Annotated in this window: 16 protein-coding genes; 15 read left to right on the top strand and 1 reads right to left on the bottom strand. The window is 68.1% G+C overall.

The window, feature by feature from the left end:
• Positions 1 to 187 precede the first annotated feature (187 nt).
• From ACIQJ5_RS09150 to ACIQJ5_RS09125, 6 genes are all read left to right on the top strand, one after another.
• The gene (locus tag ACIQJ5_RS09150) at positions 188 to 7837 is read left to right on the top strand and encodes an SdrD B-like domain-containing protein (protein ID WP_402843036.1); all 7650 of its coding nucleotides are present in this window, start codon (positions 188 to 190) and stop codon (positions 7835 to 7837) included.
• 55 nt (positions 7838 to 7892) lie between these two features.
• Entirely contained in the window at positions 7893 to 8636 is a 744-nt protein-coding gene (locus ACIQJ5_RS09145) for a hypothetical protein (protein WP_231092091.1), read from the top strand.
• 32 nt (positions 8637 to 8668) lie between these two features.
• The gene (lepA, locus tag ACIQJ5_RS09140) at positions 8669 to 10516 is read left to right on the top strand and encodes a translation elongation factor 4 (protein WP_231092092.1); all 1848 of its coding nucleotides are present in this window, start codon (positions 8669 to 8671) and stop codon (positions 10514 to 10516) included.
• Between the two features lie 135 nt (positions 10517 to 10651).
• Positions 10652 to 11305 carry a DUF1990 family protein gene (locus ACIQJ5_RS09135; RefSeq protein WP_231092093.1) on the top strand — a complete coding sequence of 218 codons (654 nt, stop codon included), beginning with the start codon at positions 10652 to 10654 and terminating at the stop codon, positions 11303 to 11305.
• A complete protein-coding gene (hemW, locus tag ACIQJ5_RS09130) occupies positions 11305 to 12525 on the top strand; it encodes a radical SAM family heme chaperone HemW (RefSeq protein ID WP_231092094.1) in 1221 nt (406 codons plus the stop codon). The genes ACIQJ5_RS09135 and hemW overlap by 1 nt, the downstream gene beginning before the upstream one ends.
• Before the next feature lie 156 nt (positions 12526 to 12681).
• The gene (locus ACIQJ5_RS09125; protein ID WP_231092095.1) at positions 12682 to 13089 is read left to right on the top strand and encodes an ankyrin repeat domain-containing protein; all 408 of its coding nucleotides are present in this window, start codon (positions 12682 to 12684) and stop codon (positions 13087 to 13089) included.
• A gap of 13 nt (positions 13090 to 13102) precedes the next feature.
• Here the strand turns inward: ACIQJ5_RS09125 and ACIQJ5_RS09120 are convergent, their stop codons facing one another.
• The gene (locus tag ACIQJ5_RS09120; RefSeq protein WP_402843033.1) at positions 13103 to 14521 is read right to left on the bottom strand and encodes a carboxylesterase/lipase family protein; all 1419 of its coding nucleotides are present in this window, start codon (positions 14519 to 14521) and stop codon (positions 13103 to 13105) included.
• Between the two features lie 127 nt (positions 14522 to 14648).
• On the opposite strand from ACIQJ5_RS09120, the gene hrcA reads away from it, so the two are divergent.
• The 9 genes from hrcA to leuA all read left to right on the top strand — a co-directional run bounded on the left by hrcA (position 14649) and on the right by leuA (position 23855).
• Positions 14649 to 15677 carry a heat-inducible transcriptional repressor HrcA gene (hrcA, locus tag ACIQJ5_RS09115; protein WP_402843031.1) on the top strand — a complete coding sequence of 343 codons (1029 nt, stop codon included), beginning with the start codon at positions 14649 to 14651 and terminating at the stop codon, positions 15675 to 15677.
• Positions 15678 to 15711: 34 nt separating this feature from the next.
• Complete coding sequence (gene dnaJ / locus ACIQJ5_RS09110) at positions 15712 to 16824, top strand: molecular chaperone DnaJ (protein ID WP_231092098.1); 1113 nt, start codon at positions 15712 to 15714, stop codon at positions 16822 to 16824.
• Complete coding sequence (locus ACIQJ5_RS09105; RefSeq protein ID WP_231092099.1) at positions 16824 to 17552, top strand: 16S rRNA (uracil(1498)-N(3))-methyltransferase; 729 nt, start codon at positions 16824 to 16826, stop codon at positions 17550 to 17552. The genes dnaJ and ACIQJ5_RS09105 overlap by 1 nt, the downstream gene beginning before the upstream one ends.
• 22 nt (positions 17553 to 17574) lie before the next feature.
• Entirely contained in the window at positions 17575 to 17922 is a 348-nt protein-coding gene (locus ACIQJ5_RS09100; protein WP_231092100.1) for an HIT domain-containing protein, read from the top strand.
• A 43-nt stretch (positions 17923 to 17965) separates the two neighbouring features.
• Positions 17966 to 18988 (top strand): PhoH family protein, encoded by a 1023-nt coding sequence (locus ACIQJ5_RS09095; protein WP_231092146.1) that lies wholly within the window; start codon positions 17966 to 17968, stop codon positions 18986 to 18988.
• Between the two features lies 1 nt (position 18989).
• On the top strand, positions 18990 to 19451 hold the full coding sequence (ybeY, locus tag ACIQJ5_RS09090) for an rRNA maturation RNase YbeY (protein ID WP_231092101.1): 462 nt from the start codon (positions 18990 to 18992) through the stop codon (positions 19449 to 19451).
• Positions 19448 to 20758 carry a hemolysin family protein gene (locus ACIQJ5_RS09085; protein ID WP_231092102.1) on the top strand — a complete coding sequence of 437 codons (1311 nt, stop codon included), beginning with the start codon at positions 19448 to 19450 and terminating at the stop codon, positions 20756 to 20758. The genes ybeY and ACIQJ5_RS09085 overlap by 4 nt, the downstream gene beginning before the upstream one ends.
• Positions 20758 to 21642 carry a GTPase Era gene (gene era, locus ACIQJ5_RS09080; RefSeq protein WP_231092147.1) on the top strand — a complete coding sequence of 295 codons (885 nt, stop codon included), beginning with the start codon at positions 20758 to 20760 and terminating at the stop codon, positions 21640 to 21642. Before ACIQJ5_RS09085 ends, era begins: the two co-directional genes overlap by 1 nt.
• Before the next feature lie 458 nt (positions 21643 to 22100).
• Positions 22101 to 23855, top strand: coding sequence for a 2-isopropylmalate synthase (gene leuA, locus ACIQJ5_RS09075; RefSeq protein ID WP_231092103.1), 1755 nt, complete (start codon positions 22101 to 22103; stop codon positions 23853 to 23855).
• Positions 23856 to 23902: the final 47 nt, after the last annotated feature.

Raw genomic sequence — 23902 nt, 5'->3', positions numbered from 1 at the left:
CACCTCCGCGCGATCACGAATTACTGAGCGAACATGTGGCAAACTCCCAGACACTCCGCTAGGGTCGAATCGTTCCTCGTCGGACGAGCGCCAGCTGACCCCCCGCAGCGCGGTTACCCAACCAGCTCTCGACCGATAGCCCCCACGCTGTGAATCCCGTCGCGGCAGCGTCTGGAAGGACGATTCGGTGTCTCGACTCCGAGTTGCTGGAAACTCACCCGATATCCCCGATCGCAGCCCGTGGTGGGATCTGCGCTCACCATTCGCCCGCGTCGGTGCGGTGCTCGCCACGGCTGGTCTGGTCGCATCCGGTCTGGTTCTCGCCCCAGCCGTCGACGCGGCCCTCGCAGACACCGGCGACGGCACCGTCACCGTCCACGTCGTGCAGGAGGTGAACGCCAACGGGCTCGTCGACTCGACCACCATCGAGCCGCCGCTCATCGGCGTGGACGTCACGCTCACCGACGCGAGTGGCGCCTCGATCACCGTCCAGACGGACGCGAACGGAAACGCGGTGTTCACTCCCGCGACCTCCGCGCTCGTCGGGGGTCAGTACCGGGTGGACGTCGCCAACCCGCACCCGGGGACCTTCTTCCCGAGCTTCGCGGCCAACGGCACCGGCGCATCGGCGCCGGTCACCCCGGCGGACCTGGCGAACTCGGCGAACAAGAAGCTCTCCACTCCGACGGAGTTCGTCGACGTGCGAGGCGGGGCCGGGGCCTTCGTCAATGCCGCGTTCTGGTATCCGCCGTACTACTGCCAGCAGAACGCGGACCTCATCGGCGCGTGTCTGCCGAACAGCACGATCGGGCGCACGACATCGCCCACGGCGCAGAGCCTGTTCACCATGAAGTACAACGCCACGGGCGGTGCTTCGCAGGTCGCTCAGCTTCAGGAGACCGGCTCGCTCTACGGCATCGCCTACAACAACGCCACCAAGCGGGTCTTCTCCAGCGCCGTCGCGCACCGCAGCTCGGCGTACGGCCCCGGCGGTCCCGGTGCCATCTACATCACCGACCCCGCCACCGGTGGCGCGACACTGTGGGCGCAGGTTCCCAACGTGGGGCCGGACTCCCACGATTTCGCGACCCGGCAGGACTACGGCTTCTATGACCAGGTCGGCAAGAAGTCGCTCGGTGAGCTCGAGATCACGAACGACAACAAGTACCTCTTCGTCACGAACCTCGAGGACAAGAAGGTCTACGTCTACGACGGCATGTCCACGGGCCTGAACAACAGCCCGATCGGTTCGTACACCATTCCGAACCCCTGCGCGGTGCCGGGTGACTGGCAGCCGTTCGGAGAGGGCGTCGGCCTGTTCACCGAGTACGTCGGAGGCGTCTGCTCGGCTCAGTCCACGCAGGACCCCGCCGACATGCGGGCGGTCATCTACGAGTTCGACGCCGCGACGGGAGCGTTCGGCGACATCGTCATGGACCAGCCGCTGGACTTCGGACGCGGCGAAGGATACAAGGGCACGGTCTGCACCGGTGCCGCCGTCGCCACCGGTGAGGGGGCGTGGTTCCCGTGGATCGCGGACTTCCCCAACAGCGCGAACCTGGCCACGAACAATGTGAACGGCTGCTATGGCGGCAGCTGGATGTCTTACCCGCAGCCGATCCTCGCCGACATCATCGAGGAGACCAACGGCGATCTCGTCGTGAGCTTCCGTGACCGCTTCAGCGACCAGACGCCGTACAACTCGGAGAACCCCACCCGCACGGGTGGCTGGCAGACGAACGCGGAGCCCGCGTCGGGATCCGACATCCTGCGCGGATGCCGGCTCGAGGATGGAACCTTCGTTCTCGACCCGAACTTCGACCCCGCATCCCAGACGCTCGCGGCAGGCAGCATCTGCACCGACAACAACGTCTCGGGGGCGAACGGCGGCCAGTCGCGGACGTTCCGCGAGTACTACACCGGGGACTACCGCACCGGGTACCACGAAGAGGCCTTCTACTCGGGGCAGGCGCTGTCTCGCGTCGAGACCACGCTCGCATCCGACGCGGTCGATCCGGCAGGGTCCGTGTGGACCGCCGGTGTCGGTCGCATCAACCGGGACGGCACCAACAACGGTGGCGGCCTGGCGCTGCAGCCGGCCACCTCATCGTTCCTCAAGGGTTCCGGTCTCGCCGACCTTGAAGTGCTGTGCGACCAGGCACCTATCCAGATCGGAAACCGCATCTGGATCGACGCCGACGGCGACGGCGTCCAGGACGCCGGTGAAGCGCCGGCGGCCGGCGTGACCGTTCACCTCTACGATGAGGCGGGAACCCTCGTGGGCACCGCCGTCACCGGAGCGAACGGCACCTACCTCTTCGACAACTCGAACGTCACCGGCGGCCTGCAGCCCGGGACGAACTACACGGTGAAGGTTGACAACCCCGCCGACTTCGCGGCGGGTGGTCCGCTGGATGGCTACGTGCCCACGACGCCCAACCAGGGCGATGGCGAGCACGACTCGGACGGAGTCGTCCCGCCGGGCGGCACTTTCCCCGAAGTGACCCTCACGACGGGCGGTCCGGGCGAGAACGACCCGAGCTTCGACTTCGGGTTCATCCAGCACTCGCCGAAGGCGGACATCGAGAAGTACGACACCCTGGGTGGTCCGGCGACCGGCGATGCCGACATCGCCGCCGACGCGCGCGGGTACGCCGCTGGGGAGACACGGACCATCCAGTTCGACGTCACCAACACCGGAACCGACGCACTGCGGGATGTCGCGGTGACCGACCGGACGATCACCGGCGGTGACATCGCCGCGCTCGCCTGCACGTTCCCGGGAGCGACCACGCCGACCGCGGGCGTGCTCGCGAACGGCACCTGGACCGTCACCTGGGCGGAGACCACCGGTGCAACGCCGAGCGCCTCCTGGGCGCCGGGCGCGGCGTTCACGTGCACCGCGACGCTCACGCTGAACGGTGACGCCGAACCGCACGCCAATGCCGCAACCGTGACGGGCACGTCCATCGCCACGGGCGAGACCGTGACCGATCGGGACGACTACCACGCCTTCACCGGCGATGTTCAGCTCGTCAAGTACGACTCCCGGGACGGCTTCGCCCCGGCCGAGTCGGACGGCATTCCGGAGAAGCCACTCGTCGACGGCGCTGAGCGCGATGCGAACAGCGATGCAACGGCTGTCGTCTACGTGGCCTCGCCGGTCACCGGAAACACCGGCGCTCAGCCGGTCTCCTGGGCGGTGACGAACGCCGGGAGCACGTGGCTCGGTGACATCACCATCGCCGACGAGACGTTGAACGGCCCCGATCTCTCCGACGTGTCCTGTGACTTCTCGCCTGTCGGCGGTCCGGCCAGCGGCACCACCTGGGCAGGGCCCTGGGAGCCGGGGACGACCTTCTTCTGCACCGGTACGCTGACGCTCGACGCCACGGGGGCGAACTACTCCCACGCCGATAACGCCAGCGTGACCAGCACGGTGATCGTGCCGCAGCCGAACCCGGACTACAACCCGAACGACCCGGCCTCGAACCCCTTCACGGACGAGCCTTCGGTCGACGGCAATGGCAACCCCGTGCTCTCCGACGTGCACCCCGGTGACGAGGACCCGTTCTATGCGACCACCACGGTTCCCACCATCACCCTGGAGAAGGGCGATGCGACGGACGGCGTGATCGTGAACGATGCGGACACGATGAATGACGGTGAGGCCTACGCGCCGGGTGAGACCCGGGACATCGTCATCACGATGTCCAACACCGGACAGGCGCCGCTGTACAACGTCCTCGTCAGTGACGAGCGCACCGCCGGCGACACCACCATCGAGGCTCTTGAGTGTGTGTTCCCGGGAGACGCCTCGCCGACCGCCGGAGTGCTGACCGGTACCACCTGGGAAGTGCCGTGGGTAGCCAGCTTCGCGGGTGCGTCCCCGAAGCCGTGGGCTCCGGGCGTCACGTTCGACTGCACGGCGACGCTGACCCTGTCGGGCTCGGCGCAGCCGCACACGGACGTCGCTCATGTGTCCACCAACCTGTCGCCCGTCGGTGTTCCCGGCGACCCCGACAACCCGCCGCCGGCCACGCCCAACGGGCCGAGCGCTGAGGACCCGTACAACGCGTTCACCGGTGACATCCAGGTGATCAAGTACGACGGCACCAAGGCTGACCCTGTTGTGGGCTCCGCCGGCACCTGGCAGATCCCGGGCAAGCCGCTCGCCGATGAGGCACAGGATGCGAACGACTGGGCAACCGCGGTGGACTACCCCGCCGGTACGGCTCAGCCCGTCCGCTGGGTCGTCACGAACACCGGAACGACCTGGCTCACCGACGTCACGCTGACGGACACGACCACCACCGCACCCGCGGTGGGTGCGTGGACGTGTGATCTGTCGCCGGTGGGTGGTCCTGCGGACTACTCCTTCGCGACCGCCGGTCCGTGGATGGGCCCGCTGGCTCCGGGTGCCTCGTTCTTCTGTGAGGGTCCGCTGACCCTGGCTGCGAACGAGCGCCACTCCGACTCTGTCGAGGTGGCCGGCACCGTGGTGACCCCGTTGTTCGGCGAGGACGGCCAGCCCGTCATCGGCGACGACGGCGTGCCCGAGTACGTCACCGATGATCAGGGTGCGCCCGTCGCATCCGACGTCACGGTGAACGACGACGACCCCTTCTACGCGACGGCACCGACCGTTTCCGTGGTCAAGGGTGACGGCGCCGACGGTGAGATCGTCAACGACGCGAACAGCATGACCGATGGTCAGGGGTACGCTCCGGCCGGCGAGACGCGCGAGATCGTGTCGATCGCGACGAACCCGTCGCCGCGTGCACTGCACGACGTGGTTCTCACGGATGTGACGACCACGGGTGACGCACCGATCGGCATGGCGTGCGAGTTCCCCGACGGATCGTCCGCTGATGGCAGCTACGACGCGGCGTCGAAGACCTGGACGGTCCGCTGGGAGGCGACTTTCGCGCCCGGTACCACCACCTGGGCCTCCGATGACGTCATCACCTGCACGTCCACCCTCACCCTGAACGGCCAGTCCGCGCCGCACCGCAACGAGGTCACCGTCTCGGCGGTCACCCCCGCGGGAACGACGCTGACGGACGACAACCCGTACAACGCGTTCTCTGGTGACATCCAGGTGATCAAGTACGACGGCACCCAGGCAGACCCGTCGGTCGGGTCCACCGGATCGTGGACGGTTCCGGGCAAGCCGCTGGCTGATGCGGCCCAGGATGCGAACACCGCTCTCACCGCTGTGGACTACCCGAAGGATGCTGCCCAGCCGGTGCGCTGGGTGGTCACCAACACGGGTGCGACCTGGCTGACCGATGTCAACGTGGCGGATGCGACGCTGAACGGTCCGGCCGTGGGTGCGTGGACGTGTGATCTGTCGCCGGTGGGTGGTCCTGCGGACTACTCGTTCACGTCCTCCGGGGCGTGGGTGGGTCCGCTGGCTCCGGGTGCCTCGTTCTTCTGCGAGGGTCCGCTGACCCTGGCTGCGAACGAGCGCCACGGTGACGAGGTCTCGGTGACCGGTACCGTCGTGCCGCCGGTGCTCGGTGAGGACGGCAAGCCCGTCATCGGCGAGGACGGCCTTCCGGTCTACGAGACCGGAGAGGACGGTCAGCCCGTTCGCAGCGAGCAGGTCGTGACGGACGAGGACCAGTTCCACGCCACCACGACCGAGATCACGGTGGTCAAGGGTGACGGCGCGGACGGCGAGATCGTCAACGACGCCGACACCATGCGCGACGGTCAGGCATACTCCCCGGATGGTGAGACTCGTCAGATCGTCTCCGTCGCCGTCAACCCCTCGCAGAACGCGCTTCACGACGTCGTCCTCACCGATGTGACGACCACGGGTGACGCGCCGATCGGCATGGCGTGCGAACTCCCCGACGGTTCGTCCGCTGCGGGTACGTACGACAAGGGGTCGAAGACGTGGACGGTCCGCTGGGAGGCGACATTCGCTCCGGGTACCACGACGTGGGAACCGGGCGATGTCATCACCTGCACCTCCGAGCTCACGCTCGACGGTCAGTCCGCTCCGCACCGTGACGTGGTTCAGGTGGCCGCCGTCACGCCCGCAGGAGAGATCGTCACGCAGGAGAACCCCTACAACGCGTTCTCCGGTGACATCCAGGTGATCAAGTACGACGGCACCCAGGCCGATCCCGAGGTCGGCGGCGCGGGTGACTGGACTGTTCCGGTCAAGCCGCTGGCCGACGCGGCCCAGGACGCCAACACGGCCGGTGACGCCGTCGACTACCCGAAGGATGCTGCTCAGCCGGTTCGGTGGGTCGTGACGAACACGGGTGCGACCTGGCTGACCGATGTCAACGTGGCGGATGCGACGCTGAACGGTCCGGCGGTCGGCACGTGGACGTGTGATCTGTCGCCGGTGGGTGGTCCTGCGGACTACTCCTTCTCGGCCTCTGGGCCGTGGGTGGGTCCGCTGGCTCCGGGTGCCTCGTTCTTCTGCGAGGGTCCGCTGACCCTGGCTGCGAACGAGCGCCACGGTGACGAGGTCTCGGTGACCGGTACCGTCGTGCCGCCGGTGCTCGGTGAGGACGGCAAGCCCGTCATCGGCGAGGACGGCCTTCCGGTCTACGAGACCGGAGAGGACGGTCAGCCCGTTCGCAGCGAGCAGGTCGTGACGGACGAGGACCAGTTCCACGCCACCACGACCGAGATCACCGTGGTCAAGGGCGATGGTGCCGATGGCGAGATCGTCAACGACGCCGACACGATGCTCGACGGCGCGGTGTACGCGCCCGAGGGCGAGACGCGTCAGATCGTGTCGATCGCCCAGAACCCGTCGCAGAACGCCCTGCACGATGTCGTTCTGACGGACGTCACCACCGCCGGCACTGCGCCGATCGGCATGGCGTGCGAGTTCCCCGACGGTTCGTCCGCCGCGGGCACGTACGACAAGGGGTCGAAGACGTGGACGGTCCGCTGGGAGGCAACCTTCGCTCCGGGTACCACGACGTGGGAACCGGGCGATGTCATCGCCTGCACCTCCGAGCTCACGCTCGACGGTGCATCGGACCCGCACCGTGACGTGGTCCAGGTGGCCGCCGTCACACCCGCCGGTGAGAAGGTGACGGACGACAACCCGTACAACGCGTTCTCGGGTGACATCCAGGTGATCAAGTACGACGGCAGCGGAGCGGACCCGGAGGTTGGTGAGGACGGAGCCTGGGTGATCCCGAGCAAGCCGCTCGGCGATGCCGGCCAGGACGCCAACACCCCGGACGACGCCGCGAACTTCACGCTGCAGGACGGCAAGAAGTCCACGGGTGCGCAGACCGTGCGCTGGGTGATCACCAACACGGGCAAGACCTGGCTGACCGATCTCGTCATCACGGACGTGACCGACTTCGGCCCCGCCATCGATCCCGAGTCGATCACCTGCGTGTTCCCGGGAGGAACGATCGGAAAGGTCGTCAACGGATCGATCACGTGGTCCGCAGCGGATGGCGCGCTGTTCGCGCCGGGTGCCTCCTTCTTCTGCCAGGGCACCCTGGTGATGGGGGAGAAGGACGCGCACACCGATCACGTCGAGGTGTCGGGCACGATCGTCGTGCCGGCGGTGGACGAGAACGGCAACCCCACGGGCAAGCCGCAGCTCGGACCCGACGGTAAGCCGGTTCCCGCGATGAACCCTGCGACGGGCAAGCCGTGGACGGTCGCTGACGACGACCCGTTCAACGCGGTCACCCCCGGAGGAGTGGTTCCGCCGCTGCCCACCACGGGTGCCGATGTCACGGCGTCGCTCGTCGGCGGTGCGATGGCACTGCTGCTGCTCCTCGGTGGCGCCGTGCTCGTGGCGCGTCGTCGCCGGTCCAGTGCCGTGGATCCGCGATCGTGAGTGCCGAGTGAGCGCAAGACCGAGTCATCGGATCGCCGAGGCCGGGAGGGGCACCATGCCCCTGCCGGCCTCGGCCGTGCCGCGCCCACGCCGTGGACGCGTCGTCGCGGTTGCATTCGCGCTTGCCGCTGCCGCCGTGCTGGCCGCCTGTGCGCCCGGAACGACGGCACCGGAGCCGACGGCGAGCGTCACCGCCGATCAGCCGCGCACGGTGACCTCCGCGGAGGCGGAACTGCTCGCCGCGGTGGGCTTCCAGCTGGGTCGTCGCCCGGTGGTGGGTGTCGCGGGGACCATCGTCGACAGCGGGGGAGCGCTCGCGATCAACGGGTGGCTCGCGCCGGAGGATCATCGCGCATACGCCGCCATCAGCGCGCCCGATGGCGGCGCCTTCCTCACCGTGTGGACCCCGACTGAGATCGCGGCCCAGGACCTGTCCGATCCGGCGGCTTCGCCACCGTTGCCGATTCCGGCTGACGGCTGGGAGAGCACAGCGCTGGACTCCTCGATGTCCACGCTCGCGGCGGGGCAGCAGCTTCTGGTCAGCCTGGCCTCGGACCGCCCCGACAACGCCCAGCTGGTGATGCAGGGGCGGGCGATGTACCTGCGTGAGGACAGCGTGGCCGGCACCCCTGTCACCGTCTTCGCGGGGCCGCTCAGCGAAGGGGCCACGCAGTCGAACCTTCACTACTGGATCACGGCGGACGGCACACTGCTCCGGCTGGAGATGCGCTTGGACGGCGTCAACTGGAGCGTCGTGGACTTCACCGACGAGACCCGCGACATCTTCGCGGGTCTCTGAGCCGGACGCGGACCGGATAGACTCGTCCGGATATGTCACCACGCGCCCTGAAGCCGCTCCAGCCCGCCGCGACGCCGCCGGAGCAGATCCGAAACTTCTGCATCATCGCGCACATCGACCATGGCAAGTCGACGCTCGCCGATCGCATGCTCCAGATCACCGGTTCCGTCTCCGACCGCGACATGCGGGCGCAGTACCTGGACCGGATGGACATCGAGCGCGAACGCGGGATCACCATCAAGAGCCAGGCCGTGCGCATGCCCTGGTCGCTGGACGGTGAGACGTACGCCCTCAACATGATCGACACCCCGGGCCACGTCGACTTCACCTACGAGGTGTCGCGCTCACTCGCCGCGTGCGAGGGCGCGATTCTCCTGGTCGATGCGGCCCAGGGCATCGAAGCCCAGACGCTGGCGAATCTCTACCTGGCGCTGGAGAACGATCTCACCATCATCCCGGTGCTCAACAAGATCGACCTGCCCGCAGCCGATCCGGAGAAGTTCGCCGCTGAGCTCGCCAACCTCATCGGGGGCAAGCCCGAGGACGTCCTGCGTGTATCAGGGAAGACCGGCATGGGCGTGGAGGAACTCCTCGACGCGATCGTCGCGCAGATCCCGGCGCCGGTGGGGGATCCCGATGCCCCGGCACGCGCGATGATCTTCGATTCCGTCTACGACGCATACCGCGGCGTGGTGACCTACGTGCGCATGGTGGACGGCAAGCTGGAGCCGCGTGAGCGCATCCAGATGATGTCCACGCGCGCCAACCACGAGGCCCTCGAGATCGGCGTCTCCAGCCCCGAGCCGGTGCCCACCAAGGGCCTGGGTGTCGGCGAGGTGGGCTATCTCATCACCGGTGTGAAGGACGTGCGGCTGTCCAAGGTCGGTGACACCGTGACGAGCGCACGCAAGCCCGCCGAGACGGCCCTGGCCGGATACACGGACCCCAAGCCGATGGTCTTCTCCGGTCTCTACCCGATCGACGGATCCGACTACCCGGAGCTGCGCGAGGCGCTGGACAAGCTGAAGCTGTCGGATGCGTCACTGGCCTATGAGCCGGAGACGTCCGTGGCACTCGGTTTCGGCTTCCGCTGCGGCTTCCTCGGCCTGCTCCACCTCGAGATCATCACCGAGCGCCTCGCGCGCGAGTTCGGACTGGACCTCATCACCACCGCGCCCAGCGTGATCTACGAGGTGACCACCGACAACAACCAGCACGTCACGGTGACCAACCCGAGCGAGTACCCGGACGGCCGGGTGGCCTCCGTCGCGGAGCCGATGGTGAAGGCCGCGATCCTCACGCCCAAGGACTACGTCGGTACCGTGATGGAGCTGTGCCAGTCCCGCCGGGGCACCCTTCTCGGAATGGACTACCTCTCGGAAGACCGCGTCGAGCTGCGCTACAACGTGCCGCTGGGTGAGATCGTCTTCGATTTCTTCGACCAGCTGAAGAGCCGCACGCAGGGCTACGCGTCGCTGGACTACGAGCCCGCCGGGCAGCAGGAAGCGGACCTCGTGAAGGTCGACATCCTTCTCCAGGGTGAGAAGGTGGACGCCTTCAGCTCGATCGTGCACCGTGACAAGGCTTACGCCTACGGCACGATGATGACCGAGCGGCTCCGCAAGCTGATTCCGCGCCAGCAGTTCGAGGTGCCGATTCAGGCCGCCATCGGTGCGCGCATCATCGCGCGTGAGAACATCCGCGCGATCCGCAAGGACGTGCTCGCCAAGTGCTACGGCGGTGACATCAGCCGTAAGCGCAAGCTGCTCGAGAAGCAGAAGGAGGGCAAGAAGCGCATGAAGATGGTCGGCCGCGTGGAGGTTCCCCAGGAGGCGTTCATCGCCGCGCTCTCCGGTGACGTCGAGGGCAAGGACAAGTAAGCCCGCACCGTGTTGCGAACGCGCGTCCACTGCGGTGGACGCGCGTTCGTCGTCTCCGAAACGGTGCGTCACGTGTGGCGGCGCGCGGCCCGGGTGGATGGCTCCCACCGTCGAGGGCACGTTAGGCTGTACTTCATGCGGCGCGGAACGTTCAGGGACGAGACGGTGGACTATGCCGCCGTCGGAGCGACGCAGGCACCGGATCTGATGCAGTATCCGCCGGAGAAGAGCATCCCCGCCGAGGAGTCGTGGCGCCTCGGCAGCGGGGAGGCGCGATTCCGGTCCGCATCGGAGGACCTGCTGAGCTGGGTGGCGCAGAAGGCGGCCGGAATGCAGCTGGAGGACATCCGCCCGGCTTCCGGACCCGTGTACCAGGGGGTCAGCTTCGATGACGAGGGCCACCCCATCACGCCCAGCCGCACGGAGACCGAACAGCGCTACGACGCTGACGGTACGCCGTACGTCGGTGCGGGCATGACCGTTAGGGCCCATGGGCGCGTCGGGGGGCACAGTGCCGATGGCGAGTATCGCGTGATCTTCGTCGTGGAGGACAAGCGCCGAGTGGGCTTCGGCCTGGGCACCGTGGGGGACTCCGTGGTCAGCGGCGAGGAGTCCTTCATGATCGAGTGGGCCTCCAACGACGAGGTGTGGTTCACGGTCCGTGCCTTCGACAGCCCCCGCGCGTTCCTCTACCGCACCATCCCCGGTCTCACCAAGCGCCGTCGCAAGGCCCTGTTCACGCAGTACCTCCGCGCCATCTCGCCGCTGTATGCGACCACAACGTCCTGATGGGCGGACCCCTTCTCGACGGTGATCCCGTACCGTCGGACGGCTCTTTGCCGCGCGGTACACGCACCTCGACGGATGTCGATTTCGGTGTGTACCTGCACGTCCCCTTCTGCCGTGTCCGGTGCGGCTACTGCGACTTCAACACCTACACCGCCACGGAGTTGCGTGGTGCCCGCCAGGATGCGTATGCCGACACGCTTCTGCAGGAGGTGGCGCTCTCGCGCGACGTCCTGGCACGCGTCGGGGAACTGCGCCCGATCAGCACCGTGTTCTTCGGCGGCGGGACGCCGACCCTCCTTCCCGCCGGTGATCTGGCCCGGATGCTCGACGGCGTGCGTGAGGCTTTCGGCATCCGCGAGGGCGCGGAGATCACCGTGGAGGCCAATCCCGACACGGTCACGGACGAGATGGTCGCCGAACTGCGCGCCGCGGGCGTGAACCGCATGTCGATCGGCATGCAGTCCGCCGTCCCGCACGTGCTCGCAGCTCTCGAACGCACGCATGACCCCGCCAACGTGAGCACCGCCGTGGCTGCGGCGCGGCGCGGCGGCCTCGATGTGAGCGTGGATCTGATCTACGGCGCTCCGGGGGAGTCCCTGGATGACTGGCGCGCGTCGGTCGAGGCTGCGCTCGCGCTGGAACCCGATCACATCTCCGCCTACGCGCTGATCATCGAGGACGGCACGAAGCTCGCCCGCCAGATCCGCCGCGGCGAGGTGCCCGCTCCCGACGACGATCTCCAGGCCGACATGTACGAGCTGGTGGATGCCCGCCTGGCTGCGGCCGGCTACGAGTGGTACGAGATCAGCAACTTCGCCCGCGGGGACGGGCACCGCTCCCGGCACAACCTGGCCTACTGGCAGGGCACGGACTGGTGGGGCTACGGGCCCGGGGCGCACAGCCACATCGCCGGCACGCGGTTCTGGAACGTGAAGCACCCCGCCGCCTATGCGCAGCGGCTCGACGGCGGACTCTCTCCCGCCCACGCCCGCGAGCAGCCCGACGCCGAAGCCGCACGTCTCGAGCGTGTGCTGTTGCAGTCGCGCATCCGCTCCGGTCTTCCGATCACGGAAGTCGCGCCCGAGTTCCGCGCGAACGTCGCCGGTCTCATCGCCGACGGACTGATCGAGCCGGTGGCCGCGCTGCGCGAGCAGCGGGTGGTGCTGACGCGAACCGGCCGGCTCCTCGCCGACGCGGTGGTTCGGGCGCTGACCGAGTAGCCGATAGATCCAGCCCTTCTCGCGCGCCGCCCGTGATGCGCCGAGTCCATGACTGGGCGCCGGATTCATGACGGTTCGGCGGTATTGGTCATGGTTTGGCGGCCCAGTCATGGACTCGGGACGCGCACAGCCGACGGCGCCTGAGAGAATGGGCGGATGGATGAGAACCCCGGAGCGAGCCTCAGCGCTGAAGTGATCGACGGCACGTTCGACCTCGCCCGGGAGGGCCGTGTGGGTCCCCTCGGCGAGATGATCGACGCCGGTGTGCCGATCGACACCCGCAACGCCCGCTCGGACACGCTTCTCATCGTGTCCGCGTACGCGCGACAGGTCGACGTGGTGCGCGAACTCGTGAAGCGCGGTGCGGCACTGGACATCGAGAACACCATGGGACAGACGGCGGTGTCCTGCGCGGTTTTTCGTGGCGATGCCGAGATCCTCCGGGTGCTGCTGGATGCCGGAGCGAACCCGGACGTCGGATTCCGCACGGCGGCTCAGATCGCCGAGCAGTTCGGCCAGGCCGAGATGTCCGCGATCCTCGCGGAGCACGCCGCACGCTCCTGACGCGGGTACTGCGTCAGCGCATCGCGTCCACGACGGCCGCGCGGCGCACCGGTTCCGTCCGTGATGCGGTGTCGAACACCCGCGTGAGCCGATCGGCGCCGTACGCAGGCCACCCGGGGGCGCCGGTGCGCGCGAACGCCACCCACGCGGCGTGCATCTCGTCGGCCAGCGACTGCGGTGCGTCCGTGCCCGACATGCGCTTCGCCTCGTCGTCGTCCAGGGTGTCGAAGACGAACCCCAGCTCCAGCGCATGCGCGGCCCGGAGATCTCGCACCGGACTCTGCCAGGCGAACTCGTACACGTATGTGGGAGCGGTGCGAGCCGCCGCGACACGCAGCATGGGCGCGCGCAGCAGGTACTCCGTCGCGATCTGACCGAACACCTCGCCAACCGAGGCGCGTGGCCACACGCGCCGGCAGGCGGCCACAGCGGCACCGGGAATCCGCAGGGCGAGTCGTGCCAGTAGGAGCTTGCCCGCCGTGATGCTCTCCAGCGCCGCGGGTGGGAACCAGAGACGATACTCGTCGGTGTTCGTGCCGATGAGCACCGGGATGTCGGCATCGACGATGGCCGTCTCCGGCTCGTCAGGCAGATCCTCGGACAGGGCGAGCGCGAAGGCCGGTGCACCCCCGATCGGTGATGACCCCGCCGCCTGCTCCACTCGCGCCGCAACGATCTTGTCGGGTGCGAGCTCCGCGAAGGCGGCGCTGGTGGCCGCGACGCCGAGGCGCTTCGCCAGCGCGCGCGTGACACGACCCGCCTTCTTCGGCTTCTGCGCGGACAGCGGTCCGGACTGAATGATCGCGCCGGCTGCGAGGCGCCGGGTGTCCGGCATCGACAGGAGCGCGGCGACGATTGCACCCCCAGCCGACTCGCCCATCAGGGTGATGCGTGCGGGATCTCCTCCGAAGGCGGCGATCTCCTCGTGCACCCACCGCAGCGCCGCGGCGGCGTCGGCGACGCCGAGGTTCAGCGCACTGTCATCGTCGAACACCGAGAATCCTTCGGAGCCCAGGCGATAGTTGATCGAGACGAACACGATCCCGTCGCGGGCGAAGGCCGTGCCGTCGTAGACGGACAGGGCCGCCGTCCCGCGCTCCAGGGCGCCGCCGTGGATCCAGAGGATCACGGGTGCCCCGTCGGCATCCGCCGGGCGCCACACATTGGCGGTGAGGACGTCCTCCCCGGCGATCGCGATCGAGCCCAGCAGTTCCGCGGTCGCTCCCTGGTACGGCGCCTGGGGGGCAGTGGCGCCGAACGCCGTGGCGTCACGCACGCCCTCCCAGGCGGATACGGGCCGGGGAGCGCGGAACCGGTTCGCGCCGAAGGGCGCCTCCGCATAGCTGATGCCCAGATACCTCTCCACATCGCCGGTACGGGCACCGCGAACTGCTCCGGCGCTGATGACTCGGGTGACATCGTCGTCGCTCATTCCGCCATGCTAGTTGCACACGCGCTGCGCTCGTCCGCCGCGATCCGCCGAGTCGGAGCGCGCATCCAGGCGAAGTCGGTAGAATTGGCACTCAGAGCATTCGAGTGCCAGCAGCAGAGGAGGCGACATGGTCACTGAGCGCGGCCTGCGCGTCCTTCGGGCCATCGTCGAGGACTACGTCGACACCAATGAGCCCGTCGGCAGCAAGTCGATCGTCGACCGGCATCATTTCGGCGTCTCCGCCGCCACGATCCGCAATGACATGGCCCTGCTGGAGGAGGAGGAGCTCATCGCGGCTCCGCACACCTCGTCGGGTCGTGTGCCCACGGACAAGGGCTATCGGATGTTCGTCGACCACCTCGCGGAGTTGCGACCCCTCACCGCGGCACAGCGCACGGCCATCACCTCGTTCCTCACCGACCCCGCCGATCTCGACGACCTCCTCGGACGGACGGTGCGTCTGCTCACACAGCTCACCGGTCAGGTGGCGCTGGTGCAGTACCCCTCGTTCGCGCGCGCCACCGTCACGCACGTCGAGATCGTGCGCATTGCGGAGCGTCGCGTGCTCGTGATCGTCGTGACCGACACCGGCCGGGTCTCGCAGCGTGTCGGCGGCATCAGCGAGGACATCGACGAAGCCGACACCGCCGTGCTGCGCGCCCGCCTGAACACCCTCATCACGGGGCACTCGGTCGGTCGTGCCGCGGAGCGGCTGTCCGCCGAGGCGCCGTCGGTCACGGAGCAGCGCTCCGTCTATCATGACGTCGCCGCACTCGTCGCGGAGGAGCTGGAGGAGTTCCGCCAGGATCGTCTGGTGATGGCGGGAGCAGCGACCCTGGCTCGGCGTGAGCAGGACTTCCGCGGCAGCATCCACCCCCTGCTGGAGGCCATCGAGGAACAGGTGACGCTCCTGCGCCTGATGGGGGAGATGACCGCAGGGGAGAACGGCCTCTCGGCCAGCATCGGACGCGAGAACGCGCCCTTCGGACTTGCGGAGGCGGCTGTGGTCGCCAGCGACTACGACGCCTCCGGATCGAGCGCGCGGGTGGGGCTCATGGGCCCCACCCGCATGGACTATTCCAGCAACCTCGCGGCGGTGCGGGCCGTAGCCCGCTACCTCACGCGACTGCTGGACGACGACGAAGCGCGCCGCTGAGGCGCACAGGGGACCGTCCCCGAGAAAGGTGACTGTGGCCGACCACTACGAAGTCCTGGGCGTCTCACGAGAGGCGAGCCCGGAGGAGATCAAGAAGGCGTACCGGCGTCTGGCGCGCGAACTCCACCCCGATGTGAATCCGTCGGCGGACGCCGAGGACAAGTTCAAAGAGGTCACCCACGCCTACGACGTGCTGAGCGATCCGGAGCAGCGTCGGCGTTACGACATGGGCGGCGACGACGCGTTCGGCGGCGGCGGATTCGGCGGGTTCGGCGACATCTTCGAGACCTTCTTCGGCGCGGCGGCCGGCGGCGGCGGACGCGGCGGACGCCCGCGTTCCCGGCGGGAGCGCGGCCAGGATGCGCTGGTGCGGGTGACGCTGGAGCTCGGCGACGTCATCTTCGGCGTGCACCGCGATATCGAGGTGGACACGGCGGTGCTCTGTGAGACCTGTGAGGGTTCGTGCTGCGCGCCCGGCACCTCCCCGCAGACTTGTGACATCTGTCACGGCACCGGACACGTGCAGCGCCAGGTGCGTAGCCTGCTCGGCAACGTTCTGACCACCCAGCCGTGCAACGTGTGCCAGGGTTACGGCACGACGATCCCGAGCCCCTGCGCCACGTGCGCCGGACAGGGACGGGTCCGCTCGCGCCGGACGGTAGGCCTGGACATCCCGGCGGGCGTCGAGACCGGCCTGCGCCTCCAGCTCCCCGGCTCCGGGGAGGTCGGCCCTGCGGGCGGTCCCAACGGCGACCTCTACATCGAGGTGACCGTCGCGCCCGACGCGGCCTTCTCCCGCGACGGCGATGATCTGCTCGCCACGCTCGAGGTGTCCATGACGGACGCGATCCTCGGCACCGAGACGCGCATCGAGTCCCTCGACGGTCCCGTCGATCTGGAGATCCGCCCGGGCGTGCAGTCTGGCGATGTCCTCACCATCAAGGAGCGCGGCATCACGCCGCTGCGCGGCAGCCGCCGCGGAGACCTCCGCGTCGGCGTCCAGGTGGTCACCCCGACGCGCCTGGATGCGAAGCAGCGCGCGCTGATCGAGGACTTCGCCGCGCGGACGAAGGCTCCTACGCCGAAGCTGGCGGAGTTCCAGCAGGGTCTGTTCTCCAAGCTCCGCGATCGCTTCCGGTCACACTGATGGCGCTGCACTTCCTCGTCGAGGATCCGGCGGAGCTCGCGGGCGATGACATCGTGCTCACGGGTGCGGAGGCGCATCACGCGGCCACGGTTCGCCGCGTGCGCGTCGGGGAGACGGTCACGGTCGGCGACGGTCGCGGCGCGTGGCACACGGGCGAGGTGACCGACCTCGCCCCCAAGCGGGTGGTCGTGCACCTCACCGCGCGCTCCACCGTGCCGGCGGCATCACCGCGGCTCGTGCTCGTGCAGGCCCTCGCGAAGGGGGACCGGGACGAGCGTGCGGTGCAGGCGGCCACCGAGCTGGGCGTCGATGAGATCGTGCCCTGGCAGGCGGCGCGCAGCGTGTCTCGCTGGGACGCGGCCAAAGCCGCCAAGGGTGTCCAGCGCTGGGCGAGCATCGTCCGCGAAGCGGCGAAGCAGGCGCACCGTCCGTGGCTTCCGCTGGTGACGGCGCCCGTGACCACCGGACAGCTCGCGCAGCGCGCAGATGGAGCCCTCCTCGTGGTGCTGGAGCCGAGCGCAGACGAGCCGATGACCAACCTCGACCTGGCCGGCGAGCAGGAGGTCGTGCTCGTGGTCGGGCCCGAAGGCGGCATCGCACCCGAAGAGCTGGACGCACTGCGCGCCGCCGGAGCACGGATCGTGAAGCTCGGGGACACGGTTCTCCGGACCTCCACAGCGGGGCCGGCCGCTCTCGCCGTCGCCGCGGTCTCCCTGGGCCGCTGGTGAGCGTGGCGGATAGACTGACCGCATGAGCGAGCCCTCCGTCTTCACCCGCATCCTGAACCGCGAGATCCCCGCTGAGATCGTCGCGGAGACCGATCGCGTGTTCGCCATTCAGGACATCGCCCCGCAGGCGCCCGTGCACCTGCTTGTGATCCCGAAGACGGCGCAGTACCGCGACGTCACTGAGCTCGCCGCCGCCGATCCCGCCCTGCTCGCGGAGCTGGTCGACGTGGCGAAGGGCCTCGCGGATGAGCGCTGCGGCGGGCAGTTCCGCCTCATCTTCAACACCGGCGCGAATGCCGGACAGACCGTCTTCCACGTGCACGCGCACGTGCTCGGGGGAGACCTGGAGGAGAAGAGCCTCGTTGGCTGACGAAAACACCGCGACCGTACGCATCCTGGCGGATGGGGTCGCCATGGTCCGGCTTCTCGGACCGCAGGACAGACTGCTGCGCATGATCGAGCAGGAGCACCCCTCCGTCGACGTCCACGTGCGCGGCAACGAGATCACGCTGAGCGGTGAGCAGGAGGCGGTGGCTGCGGCCCGTGGCCTGGTCGACGAACTGCTCACCATGACGCGAGACGGCCAGGATCTGGCTCCGTCGGACGTCGCCACCTCGGCACGACTGATGAACGCCGAAGGCGGCCCCCGCCCGTCCGAGGTGCTCTCCGAACCGATCCTCTCGTCGCGCGGGCGCGTCATCCGGCCCAAGACGCTGGGTCAGCGCGACTACGTCGACGCCATCGACGAGAACACCATCGTGTTCGGCATCGGACCCGCCGGAACGGGAAAGACCTATCTGGCCATGGCGAAGGCCGTGCAGGCGCTGCAGCGCAAGGAGGTCGACCGGATCATCCTGACCCGCCCCGCCGTAGAGGCCGGCGAGCGTCTGGGATTCCTGCCCGGCACCCTCACCGACAAGATCGATCCGTACTTGCGTCCGCTCTACGACGCGCTCAACGAGATGATCGACCCGGAGATCCTCCCCAAGCTCATGGCGACGGGAACGATCGAGGTGGCGCCCCTGGCGTACATGCGCGGCCGCACGCTCAACAACTCCTTCGTGGTGCTCGACGAGGCGCAGAACACCACGCCCGAGCAGATGAAGATGTTCCTCACACGTCTCGGCTTCGGCACCAAGATGGTGGTCACCGGTGACATCACGCAGGTCGACCTGCCGGGCGGCACCAGCGGACTCCGCGTGGTCAACCGCGTCCTCGCCGACATCGACGACATCCACTTCGCCCGTCTCACCAGCGACGACGTCGTGCGTCACAGCCTGGTTGGCCGGATCGTCGACGCCTACAGTGCCTACGACGAGAAGCGCACCGCCGCACGCCATGAGCGCGAGCAGGCGGCCGAGTTCGCCAATCGCGCGGAGCGCCGCAGCGGCGCCCGGCCGGCGGGCCCCCGAGACCGACTCCCCAAGCGAGGCTGACATGATCGAGATCAACAACGAGTCCGGAGTCGAGATCGATGAGACGGTGCTCCTGCGCCTCTCGGAGAACAACCTCGCCCAGCTGCACATCAGCCCGGACGCCGACATCGCCATCGTGCTCGTGGACGAGGGTGCCATGGAGGCCCTGCACGTGCAGTGGATGGACGAGCCCGGGCCCACCGACGTGCTGAGCTTCCCGATGGACGAGTTGCGTCCCGGAACCCCGGACCGGCCGACCGACCCCGGCCTGCTCGGAGACATCGTGCTGTGCCCCCAGGTGGCCGAGACGCAGGCCGCGCAGGCGAAGCACTCCCTGATGGATGAGCTCATCCTGCTCACCACGCACGGCACGCTGCACCTGCTCGGCTTCGATCACGCCACCCCGGACGAGGAGCGCGAGATGTTCGGACTGCAGCGCGAGCTCATCGCCGCCTTCCACTCGTCTGAGCGACGACACCGATGACCCCGTTCATCCTCCTGGCACTCGCCGTCGTCCTGGTGGCGGTGGGCGGCCTGATGGCGGCCCTCGACGCGGCCCTGTCGGTCACGAGTCGCTCGGCGCTGATCGAGTGGAGCCACGAGGGGCGCCGCGGCGAGGCTCTGCGGCGCATCGCGGATGACCTCCCCACGCACGCAAACGCCGTGGTGTTCATGCGCATCCTCACCGAGACGGCGGCCGCGGTGCTCGTGACCGCCGCATTCATGCTGCTGTTCGACAACATCTGGTGGGCGATGCTCGCCGCGGCCGTGCTGATGACACTCATCTCGTTCGTGCTGGTCAGCACCTCTCCGCGTAGCGTCGGGCGCCAGCACGCGACCGGGCTGCTTCGCTCGGCTGCAGGGGTGGTGCGCCTGTCGCGCATCATCATCGGTCCGCTCTCTCACGCACTCGTGGCCTTCGGCGATCGGGTCACCCCCGGGGTGACCCGCGGAGCGTCCTTCACCTCGGAGGATCAGCTGCTCAGCATGGTCGATGAGGCGGCGAGCCATGACCTCATCGAAGAGGACGACCGCGAGCTCATCCACTCCGTGTTCGACTTCACCGATCGCTTTGTCCGCGCCCTCATGATCCCGCGCACCGACCTGGTCACGCTGGAGGACGGCGCCACGGCACGCGAGGCGATGGATCTGTTCCTGGAGACCGGCGTCTCGCGTGTGCCCGTCGTGGACGGCGACGAGGTTCTCGGCGTGCTCTACGTCAAGGACCTCGTGCGCGCCGCCTACGGCCAGGACGGCGCCGACGTCTGGGACGCCTCCGCTCGCCCGCTCGCCCGGCGCGCTGTGTTCGTACCGGAGTCCATGAAGGCCGAGACGCTGCTGCAGCAGATGAAGCGCGATGCCATCCATGTGTGCATCGTGGTGGACGAGTACGGCGGCGTGGCGGGCCTCGTCACGCTGGAGGACCTGATCGAGGACCTCGTCGGCGACATCTCGGACGAGTACGACAAGGAGTGGAGCGAGGTCACCGATCTGGGCGACGGTCGCTACCGCGTCAGCGGCCGCTCCCTCCTGGAGGAGGTGGGCGAACTGTTCGACCTTGAGATCGAGGACGACGAGGTCGATTCCATCGGCGGGCTGCTAGCCAAGGAGCTCGGCCGCATCCCGGAGTCCGGGGCGTCGGCCACCGTGCAGGGCGTGACCATCACGGCCGAGCACGGCCGTGGCGGCCCCCGGGACCTTGCCACCTTCATCGTGGAACGCGCAGAAGAACCAGCAACCGAGGCGGAGCCGCGTACACGCGACACCCCCGTGATCAGGAAGGCCGAGTGATGCGCAGCGGTTTCGTCACGTTCGTCGGACGCCCCAATGTCGGAAAGTCGACGCTGACCAACGCCCTCGTCGGCGAGAAGGTCGCCATCACCAGCGCCAAGCCGCAGACCACGCGCCGGGCGATCCGGGGGATCGTCAATCGTCCCGCGGGCCAGCTGGTGATCGTGGACACCCCCGGCATCCACAAGCCGCGGACGCTGCTGGGGCAGCGCCTCAACGACCTGGTGGAGCAGGTGCTCGGCGACGTCGACGTGATCGCGCTGTGCGTGCCGGCGGGGGAGAAGGTCGGCCCCGGCGACCGCCGGATCGCCGCCTCTCTGGACGGCTACGGCCGCGCCAAGAAGGTCGCCATCGTCACCAAGACGGATGATGCATCCAAGGACGAGATCATGGAGCGGCTGATGGAGGTGGACTCGCTGCGCGAGGATTGGGCCGCCGTGATCCCGCTCTCTGCCGTCAGCGGCGACCAGCTGGACGTGCTGTCCGACGAACTGCTCCAGCTGATGCCCGAGGGACCCGCCCTGTATCCCGAGGGCATGACCACCGACGAGGCCATCGAGGACCGGATCGCCGAGATCATCCGCGAATCCGCCCTGGAGGGTGTGCGGGATGAGCTGCCGCACTCGATCGCGGTGACGATCGAGGACATCTCGGAACGCGAGGACTCGGACCTCACCGACGTGTTCGCGAACATCGTGGTCGAGCGCGACAGTCAGAAGGCCATCATCATCGGCCGCAAGGGTTCGCGGTTGAAGGATGTGGGCGCTCGCGCCCGCGCGCAGATCGAGCCGCTGCTGGGCACGCGGGTCTTCCTGTCGCTCCATGTCCGCGTCGCGAAGGAGTGGCAGCGCGACCCGAAGCAGCTGGGTCGGCTCGGATTCTGACGATCCTGGTGCTGTTGTGATCACAACGCACAACAGGATCGCCGAAAATGTTGGTGGGTCGACGTCGCGTCGGCTAGTGTGAAATCACTCCACACGGAGGGCAGATCTGCCGCTTCGCTGTGGGGCGACGAGACGCATATTGCGTGGGGACGCTGGGGGTGTCTCGTCACGCCGGGGCGGAGGATTTCTTCCAAAGCCCCGGCTTCAACTTTTTTCTGGGCACATGCTCTCGCCCTCCGGACAGACGACGACCTCGCCACCGCCTGCGGGTGTTGATCGGCACGGTGCGGGAGTTCTCGCCCACAGAGCGAAGTCTCTCGGGAAACGGGGCGTGTTAGCATGGCTGCATGCGCATGGGTGTGCTCCTTCTTAGCCGCCGCGACGAGACCTTGATCTAGGGCCTTCCTCGTCGCGGAGTCTGGCGTTGGCCCGCACATCTGCAAGAGAGAAGCGAAGCCATGAAGAACACCCAGCAGCCGTCGTCCATGCCGATTCACAAGTACCGTCCGTACAGCGAGATCATCAACGTCGAACTGCCCGATCGCACCTGGCCGTCACGCCAGATCACCGAGGCGCCGCGGTGGTGCGCCGTGGATCTCCGCGACGGCAATCAGGCGCTGATCGATCCGATGAGCCCCGAGCGCAAAAAGGTCATGTTCCTGCTGCTCGTCGAGATGGGCTACAAGGAGATCGAGGTCGGCTTCCCGTCGGCCAGCCAGACCGACTTCGACTTCGTGCGTGAGCTGATCGAGGAGAACCTGATCCCGGACGACGTCGTCATCCAGGTGCTGACGCAGTCACGCGAGCACCTGATCTCCCGCACCTTCGAGGCCATCGCCGGAGCGAAGCAGGCCATCGTCCACCTGTACAACTCGACGAGCATCCTGCAGCGCGACGTGGTGTTCCGCAAGGACAAGCAGGGCATCATCGACATCGCCCTCGAGGGCGCGCGTCTGTGCCGTGAGTACGAGAAGCGCATTCCCGAGACCGAGGTGTTCTACGAGTACTCGCCGGAGAGCTACACCGGGACCGAGCTGGAATTCGCGGTCGACATCTGCAACCAGGTGATCGAAGTCTTCGAGCCGACTCCGGAGCGCAAGGTGATCATCAACCTGCCCGCGACGGTCGAGATGGCAACTCCCAACGTCTACGCCGACTCGATCGAGTGGATGGGACGTCACATCAACCACCGCGAGAACGTGATCATCTCGCTGCACCCGCACAACGACCGAGGCACGGCTGTCGCTGCCGCAGAGCTCGGCTACATGGCCGGTGCTGACCGCATCGAGGGCTGCCTGTTCGGCAACGGAGAGCGCACCGGCAACGTCGACCTGGTGACGCTGGGCATCAACATGTTCACGCAGGGCATCGACCCGCAGATCGACTTCAGCGACATCGATCGCATCAAGCGCACGGTGGAGTACTGCAACCAGCTGCCCGTTCCCGAGCGCAGCCCGTGGGGCGGTGACCTGGTCTTCACCGCGTTCAGCGGGTCTCACCAGGACGCCATCAAGAAGGGCTTCGAGGCCATGGCGGCGACGGCCGCCGAGCGCGGCGTATCGGTGGACGAGCTGGAGTGGGCCGTTCCCTACCTGCCGATCGACCCGAAGGACCTGGGCCGCTCCTATGAGGCGGTCATCCGCGTCAACTCCCAGTCGGGCAAGGGCGGGGTCGCGTACCTGCTGAAGACCGACCATGCGCTGGACCTGCCGCGCAAGCTCCAGATCGAGTTCTCCGGTGTGGTGCAGCAGAAGACGGATGAAGAGGGCGGCGAGCTCACCAGCAACCAGATCTGGGAGATCTTCTCCGACGAGTACCTGCCGGCGGACGACGCCGAGCAGAAGTGGGGGCGTTTCGAGCTTCTCGCCACCCGCACGGCGAGCGACATGACGGGGGACGTCATCCTCGACGTCACGATGCGCGACGGAGACGAGCGCATCGAGGCCCACGGCGTGGGCAACGGCCCGGTGGCGGCCTTCCTGACCGTGGCGAACGAGGCGGGATTCGACATCACGCTGTACGACTACGTCGAGCACGCGATGAGCGCAGGCGGCGATGCCCAGGCAGCGGCCTATGTCGAGCTCTCCGTGAACGGCGACCGCCTCTGGGGTGTCGGCATCGACGGCGACATCTCCACCGCGTCGCTGAAGGCCATCGTCTCCGCCGTCAACCGTTCGATCCGCACCCGGGAGCTGTCGGCCGCGCTGGTCTGACCCCCTGCGCAGAACGGGCCCCGGCAATCGCCGGGGCCCGTTCTGCG

Origin of the sequence: Microbacterium sp. GXS0129 (genome assembly GCF_044769785.1) — a bacterium.
GTDB lineage: Bacteria > Actinomycetota > Actinomycetes > Actinomycetales > Microbacteriaceae > Microbacterium > Microbacterium nymphoidis.
The sequence above is the reverse complement of the archived record's forward strand: the minus strand, read 5'-3'. Positions and strand labels throughout refer to the sequence as shown.

Bases quoted from the DNA above. Each gene is read 5' to 3' on its own strand.
- ACIQJ5_RS09105 (WP_231092099.1), top strand. From the start codon at position 16,824: ATGGCGCTGCACTTCCTCGTCGAGGATCCGGCGGAGCTCGCGGGCGAT.
- leuA (WP_231092103.1), top strand. From the start codon at position 22,101: ATGAAGAACACCCAGCAGCCGTCGTCCATGCCGATTCACAAGTACCGT.
- ACIQJ5_RS09135 (WP_231092093.1), top strand. From the start codon at position 10,652: ATGCGGCGCGGAACGTTCAGGGACGAGACGGTGGACTATGCCGCCGTC.
- ACIQJ5_RS09145 (WP_231092091.1), top strand. From the start codon at position 7,893: ATGCCCCTGCCGGCCTCGGCCGTGCCGCGCCCACGCCGTGGACGCGTC.
- ybeY (WP_231092101.1), top strand. From the start codon at position 18,990: ATGATCGAGATCAACAACGAGTCCGGAGTCGAGATCGATGAGACGGTG.
- ACIQJ5_RS09100 (WP_231092100.1), top strand. From the start codon at position 17,575: ATGAGCGAGCCCTCCGTCTTCACCCGCATCCTGAACCGCGAGATCCCC.
- ACIQJ5_RS09125 (WP_231092095.1), top strand. From the start codon at position 12,682: ATGGATGAGAACCCCGGAGCGAGCCTCAGCGCTGAAGTGATCGACGGC.
- ACIQJ5_RS09085 (WP_231092102.1), top strand. From the start codon at position 19,448: ATGACCCCGTTCATCCTCCTGGCACTCGCCGTCGTCCTGGTGGCGGTG.
- ACIQJ5_RS09095 (WP_231092146.1), top strand. From the start codon at position 17,966: ATGGTCCGGCTTCTCGGACCGCAGGACAGACTGCTGCGCATGATCGAG.
- hemW (WP_231092094.1), top strand. From the start codon at position 11,305: ATGGGCGGACCCCTTCTCGACGGTGATCCCGTACCGTCGGACGGCTCT.
- ACIQJ5_RS09120 (WP_402843033.1), bottom strand. From the start codon at position 14,521: ATGAGCGACGACGATGTCACCCGAGTCATCAGCGCCGGAGCAGTTCGC.
- lepA (WP_231092092.1), top strand. From the start codon at position 8,669: ATGTCACCACGCGCCCTGAAGCCGCTCCAGCCCGCCGCGACGCCGCCG.
- era (WP_231092147.1), top strand. From the start codon at position 20,758: ATGCGCAGCGGTTTCGTCACGTTCGTCGGACGCCCCAATGTCGGAAAG.
- hrcA (WP_402843031.1), top strand. From the start codon at position 14,649: ATGGTCACTGAGCGCGGCCTGCGCGTCCTTCGGGCCATCGTCGAGGAC.